Annotated in this window: 5 protein-coding genes; 1 reads left to right on the forward strand and 4 read right to left on the reverse strand. The window is 37.9% G+C overall.

All coding sequences use genetic code 11. The annotated features are described in order from the left end of the window. Positions 1-408 precede the first annotated feature (408 nt). Positions 409-1,221: a helix-turn-helix transcriptional regulator gene (locus tag K5Q92_RS23210; protein ID WP_220771193.1), complete on the reverse strand. Its 813-nt coding sequence runs from the start codon at positions 1,219-1,221 to the stop codon at positions 409-411. 89 nt (positions 1,222-1,310) lie between these two features. Between K5Q92_RS23210 and K5Q92_RS23215 the strand changes: the two genes are divergently transcribed. Continuing rightward, positions 1,311-2,846, forward strand: a complete 1,536-nt coding sequence (locus K5Q92_RS23215; protein WP_220771194.1) for a sulfatase-like hydrolase/transferase — start codon at positions 1,311-1,313, stop codon at positions 2,844-2,846. A gap of 96 nt (positions 2,847-2,942) precedes the next feature. Here K5Q92_RS23215 and K5Q92_RS23220 read toward each other — a convergent pair whose 3' ends face one another. The 3 genes from K5Q92_RS23220 to K5Q92_RS23230 all read right to left on the reverse strand — a co-directional run. Continuing rightward, positions 2,943-3,686, reverse strand: coding sequence for a phytanoyl-CoA dioxygenase family protein (locus K5Q92_RS23220; protein WP_220771195.1), 744 nt, complete (start codon positions 3,684-3,686; stop codon positions 2,943-2,945). Positions 3,687-3,814: 128 nt separating this feature from the next. Further along, a complete protein-coding gene (locus K5Q92_RS23225) occupies positions 3,815-4,645 on the reverse strand; it encodes an alpha/beta hydrolase family protein (RefSeq protein WP_220771196.1) in 831 nt (276 codons plus the stop codon). Between the two features lie 54 nt (positions 4,646-4,699). Next, positions 4,700-5,487 (reverse strand): phytanoyl-CoA dioxygenase family protein (locus tag K5Q92_RS23230; RefSeq protein ID WP_220771197.1); only part of this gene is annotated, 788 nt, incomplete at its 5' end.

Here is a 5,487-nt window from a genome sequence, read left to right on the forward strand (position 1 = left end):
TAAGTTGACGCAGAAGCGATGCTAACGGCCAGTACTGATTTAATAAATAGTCTTGATTTCAACATGATATCCCTATATTTTTTAGTTTTTATTTCATCAACAGCTATGTTCAAGAACAACTAAATCAAGCGACATAACAACGCAACCTACCAACAGGTGTACTATCAACCTGTTATACCAACATACCACCTAGAAGATTTCTTTGTCAAAAATAATTAGACAACTTTTTAATCAATACAGAGCAGTAAATGTAAGCACCTGATTTATAGCCTAGAGATTCAAAATCTCCGCTAGCAGATTAATTGGTAAGTAATATTTTAAAATTAATGAGTTATCGAAAGCGTAAAAAATACTTTCAATTCAATTTACGATATCAGATAGCCAATGATTAACTTTTATTCGTTAAGCTCAACCAAGAAATTTTCTATGTTTCCGATACAGTGCCGGAGTTGTATTTACTATGTTTTTAAAGTTTCTGTAAAAATCACTAAGTTCGGTATAACCCAAAGAGTTACTAATCACCTTAATACTTTGTTGAGTTCGCTCAAGAAGCTGGCAAGCTACTTTCATTTTTACTTTCAATAAGTATCGCTGCGGTGGTTCACCGTATTGCTTATAAAACTCCGCTCTAAAGTGGCTTACAGACAAATTTAGTCGTTCAGCCATTTCTGAAACCTTCAGAGTCTGTTGTGGGTTTGAATAATAGCTATCGATTAACATTCCAAAAGCTGACTTGTACTTAGAATGGTATAATTCTTTATTAAGCTTAACGATTATTTGGCCGAGTATTATATATAGAAAATGCTTTTGAATTTCTGAGGTAAAAACTTCATTCAATACACTATCGTTAAGCGAAAGAGAGCGTTCTATATCCCCCATTAGTGAGCTATCGAGTGGAATGTATAATGCGCTTTTACACAAACCACAAAAGAACTTTACGACTTCTTCCTCGCTTTCAGGAGATAATGCAAAATGATGTACAGAAGCAACTACATTATCACTTTTAGACATCCCTGAAAATTGTGTATTTGGGCAGATAAGCAAAGCTTCGTTTGGACTCAAGTGATATTTAGTTTTTCTACCGATACATATTTCAATCATACCTTGATGAATAACAAATAAGTCAAAGAATGGCCATATAACAGGCTCTATTGACTGTTCACGCGCAAACTCCCCATAGCCACAATGAATAATTTCCATTTCATTCTCAGTTAAATTCATACCAATTACCGGAAAAGCTTTATTGCTTTCACACACAACAGACGGTATAACAGGTACACCAACATGTAAATAATGAAGTAATTAATAAAATGAAATCTATAAAAAAATTTGCTTATTCATTAAAACTTGTTTGCTCTACTTTAGTGATTCCAACTAGCTTGATAGCCACTGTTTTTCCCATAAACACGCAAGCAGAACCTGGGCATATTCAACCAGAAAATACGCACACCAATGTCATACTGTTAATGTCTGATGACCAAGGCTGGGGAGATGTCGCCTATAACGGTAATCAAATCATCCATACTCCTTCTTTAGATGATATGGCAAATGAGGCTGTTAAGTTAGATAGATTTTACGCAGCTTCTCCGGTATGTTCACCCACTCGAGGTAGCGTACTTACTGGTCGTCATCCATTTCGATACGGTATAGAGTGGGCTGGCGCAGGGCATATGCCGAGTAATGAATTAACCATCGCAGAGGTACTAGCTGATAACGGTTACCAAACAGGTCACTTCGGCAAGTGGCATGTTGGTGAGTTAAGCAAAACTGTTAATCAAAGTTATTTTAAAGGCGAGTTAGCAAACCCAGATCATTACTCCCCCCCATGGGAAAATGGTTTTCACGAAAGCTTTTCCACAGAATCCATGATGCCAACCTATAACCCTTACTACTATCAAGGTGGGAAATATGGCCAAGAAGACTATCGTCACTTACAAAAAGAACCTGTAGCACTTGGTCAAAAGTCTGGAGGTTTTAGGTGGCGAGATTATTACTGGACAGGACCGGGACAAATAGTAGACGAGTGGTTAGAAGGTGATGATTCAGAAATCGTTATGGATAGAGCCATTAGCTTTATTAACAACAAAGTAGCAAACCAACAGCCATTTTTTGCGACTATTTGGTTTCATACTCCTCACACGCCTTTAGTTGCTGGAAATGACGATAGAACACGCTATGCTCAACACCCAATTCAAGCCCAGCACTTTTATGGTTCTATTACTGCAATGGATAGACAAATAGGACGATTAAGAGACCATTTGAAGCAGCTTAAGATCAGTGATAACACCATCGTATGGTTCAAATCAGACAACGGACCATCTTATATTCATAACTTTAATTCTACAGGGCCATTTTCAGGAAAAAAAGCAGAGCTAAAAGAAGGCGGTATTCGAGTTCCAGCTATCATCGAATGGCCAAACAAACTCAATGGCGGACAAACAATCAATACGCCTATGTCCACCATGGATATATATCCGACTATTTTGGCGGCTCTCAATATTTCTCTACCATCGAATCAACCGACATTAGACGGTGAAAATATAATTCCAATACTCACCAATGAGAAAAAGCAAAGAGCTTATCCTATTGCTTTTCAATCTCCAATGCGAGGGATAAAGTATGACGCTGATAATAGCCGACTTCAATACGCACTTTCGGGGGAAAAATATAAACTATACAGTGGAGACAATGGTGAAACTTGGCAGCTGTTCGACATTACATCTGATCCAGCAGAAGCATATGACATCTCCTCTAAGCATCCTAACATTGTAACAAAAATGAAAAGTGAACTAGACGCCTGGCGACTGGAAACTAAAGAAGATGCAATGGATGCAAATAAAAACTAGCGCATATAATTTTAGTAAATAAAAATAAACTGCGGACTCTATTTACAATGTTTTTAATAGAGTCCTCCATTTACTCTAAAACTCTCCCTTTAATTCCTAAACTTTCCCTTGCGCTATCAGTTTTTCATTTAGTTGTGACTTATAGAGATTGTGCCCTAATTCATCCTCAACCACATCCTGCCGGTAAAAAATAAATCCAATACTTTGGCGAGAACATTCTGAAAGGTTCGCATTAGCACGGTGAATTGTTAAGCTATGATGCACCAGTAAATCTCCTGCTTTTGCAGTCATCTGTAACTCATTAGCACGATCAATTTCAGACCAGTCGCTTATTCCCTGGGAAAAGCCTAATGTGTTGGTCGTAGTATGCTCACGCATACCGGCTTTATGCGAACCAGGTACATAACAAACCGCACCATTGCTTGCGTCAGCATCTCCCAAAGATAACCACATAGTAATGGCCTGTTGGGGCTGAATTTTAAAGTAATAACCATCTTGGTGTGGAGGTGTCGCTTTGCCAATACGTGGCACCTTATTAAAATATTGCATATTTTTAAGTACCACTGGCCCACCTAATAGTGATTCAGCCAATGTTACAATGGCATCAGAGGTAGCTAACTTTAGGTAGTAATCATCATAGTCATATAACTTCTGTACTTGCTTTAAGGTGGACTTATCTTGTTTATCTTCATAATAAACTTCTACTGCAGGAATCCTAGGGACAATATTTTTAATAAACGCCTCAGTATTGGTTAGTAACTCCTCACTTTGTTTCCTGCCTAAGAAACCTTTGATATCAACATAACCATCTCGTTCAAACAACTGTTTAAGTTTGTACATTTTACGCCTCAGATAATGAAAATACACACCTTCACTGTACATAGAGATAACATTGTATTCATTGGCAGAAGTAATGTTTAATTTGTGGCATTTAACGTTTTACAAATTAAATAACAGATAAAAGTCATTCAAACGACATCGCTACATCGCTTCTTTTCAATATAATCAAAAAATAAGAATGTTTTCTTTATATGTTCAGCCCAATACTCAAAATCATGGCCTCCACTAAACTCCTCATATTGAAAATGTTGATAATAACCGTTTAAGGTTTTTACAAAATTTCGATTCCCATTAATTAAAGGATCATCGAGCCCACAGTCGAAACGTAATGGAGGTAACTGCCCCCGATTTGTCTCCAACCAATGAGCGATATTGGCATTTTTCTCATTACCCCGCCAGTAAACACTTATATCTTCTTCAATAAAAAGTGCTAACTCATCCAGTTGTGTAACCGCTGAGTGAACAGAAATTCCTTTAAATAACATAGGGTATTTAATACCAAGCCTTAGAGCCCCAAATCCCCCCATTGAAAAGCCTGCTATATATACAGAAGATTGCTCATCAACGTTTTTAACAACATGCATACATGCAGCAATCACATCTTCTGTTATCCATTTTTCATAATTACCATGACCCAATATGGGCAAGTAAGCACTACCATCTCCAAATAAACCATCAGATGGCATCACAACTACAAAATCAGTTAAATCTAGACAACTCTCCTGCAAGCTTTTTAAACTTTTCTCTACCCCAACCGAGTATTGCCATGCCCAATTACTTGCATAAACGCCGTGTAATAAAATAATGACAGGAGCAGAAGGTGTATGCGCAGACTGATTTAAAATTAACATATCCCCTCTACCCGATAAGTTTCTTGATTTAATAGTCACCGAAGTTAAATTTGGCGGGGTTAAGTTACTGCTCGATATTTCACAACTTCTAAATGGGAGTTTACTCATTACTGTTCGCCTTTAATTTTAGCTATGCCGTGCTAAGAGCAAATACTATTAGTATCAATTTTTAACCGATTTAACGGCCCAAGGTTTCATTAAATCTATCTGTGGGCGTCGGCACCAAGGAAATGGACGAGCCTTGCCAGTATATAGGGGAGCAAGCCCTTCAATACTTTTATAAAGCGCATTAGGCCAATCTTCTGTCGTTTTTGGTTTGATCTGACCAGCATCGACATCTAAGCTTTTGCGTAAATAAATATCATTGAATCCGGCTTGTATCTCTTCTGGTAAATGTGAAAAATTAGGTAAGTACCAAAGTATTAACAACGGCCTTTCGGCCGTTGTTCTGTTTGCATAAGCACCGTGCAACAATCGGCTATCACCAATGAGCAAATCGCCAGCTTTAATTGGCACAGCCACTTCATCAGAGTGCGACTTATAAGCTGGATCAGTTGGATCTTTATATAAAGATAGATCTCTATTATGAGCATCTGGTAAATCATGTAGCTCATGTGCATAGTGATGAGAGCCAGGAATAACCCTAAGGCACCCATTCTCAGGAGAAGTATCGGTCAGATATATCATGAAAAAAAGTGAAACTGGTGAACTTTGATAACTAACTTCGTTCCGCCATCCCCACCAATCTTGATGCCAAAAAAGAGGTGGACCACCAGCAGGTTTAGAAATTAAATAACCAGATAGCCATCTCGGGTCATTGCTACCAAAAGATTTAAGTAAATCAATAAACTTGGGATAACAAATAAGATCGGCAAACTCAGGGTGATCCGCGAAATTACACAAAGAACCAGTAGATTTAAATCGGTCACGGTGCTGAACAGGCAGACTTT

Origin of the sequence: Shewanella sp. MBTL60-007 (genome assembly GCF_019654915.1) — a bacterium.
In the GTDB taxonomy this organism is placed as follows: domain Bacteria; phylum Pseudomonadota; class Gammaproteobacteria; order Enterobacterales; family Shewanellaceae; genus Shewanella.

Coding starts and splice junctions, on each gene's coding strand:
- K5Q92_RS23210 (WP_220771193.1), bottom strand. CDS start 1,221: ATGAATTTAACTGAGAATGAAATGGAAATTATTCATTGTGGCTATGGG.
- K5Q92_RS23225 (WP_220771196.1), bottom strand. CDS start 4,645: ATGAGTAAACTCCCATTTAGAAGTTGTGAAATATCGAGCAGTAACTTA.
- K5Q92_RS23215 (WP_220771194.1), top strand. CDS start 1,311: ATGAAATCTATAAAAAAATTTGCTTATTCATTAAAACTTGTTTGCTCT.
- K5Q92_RS23220 (WP_220771195.1), bottom strand. CDS start 3,686: ATGTACAAACTTAAACAGTTGTTTGAACGAGATGGTTATGTTGATATC.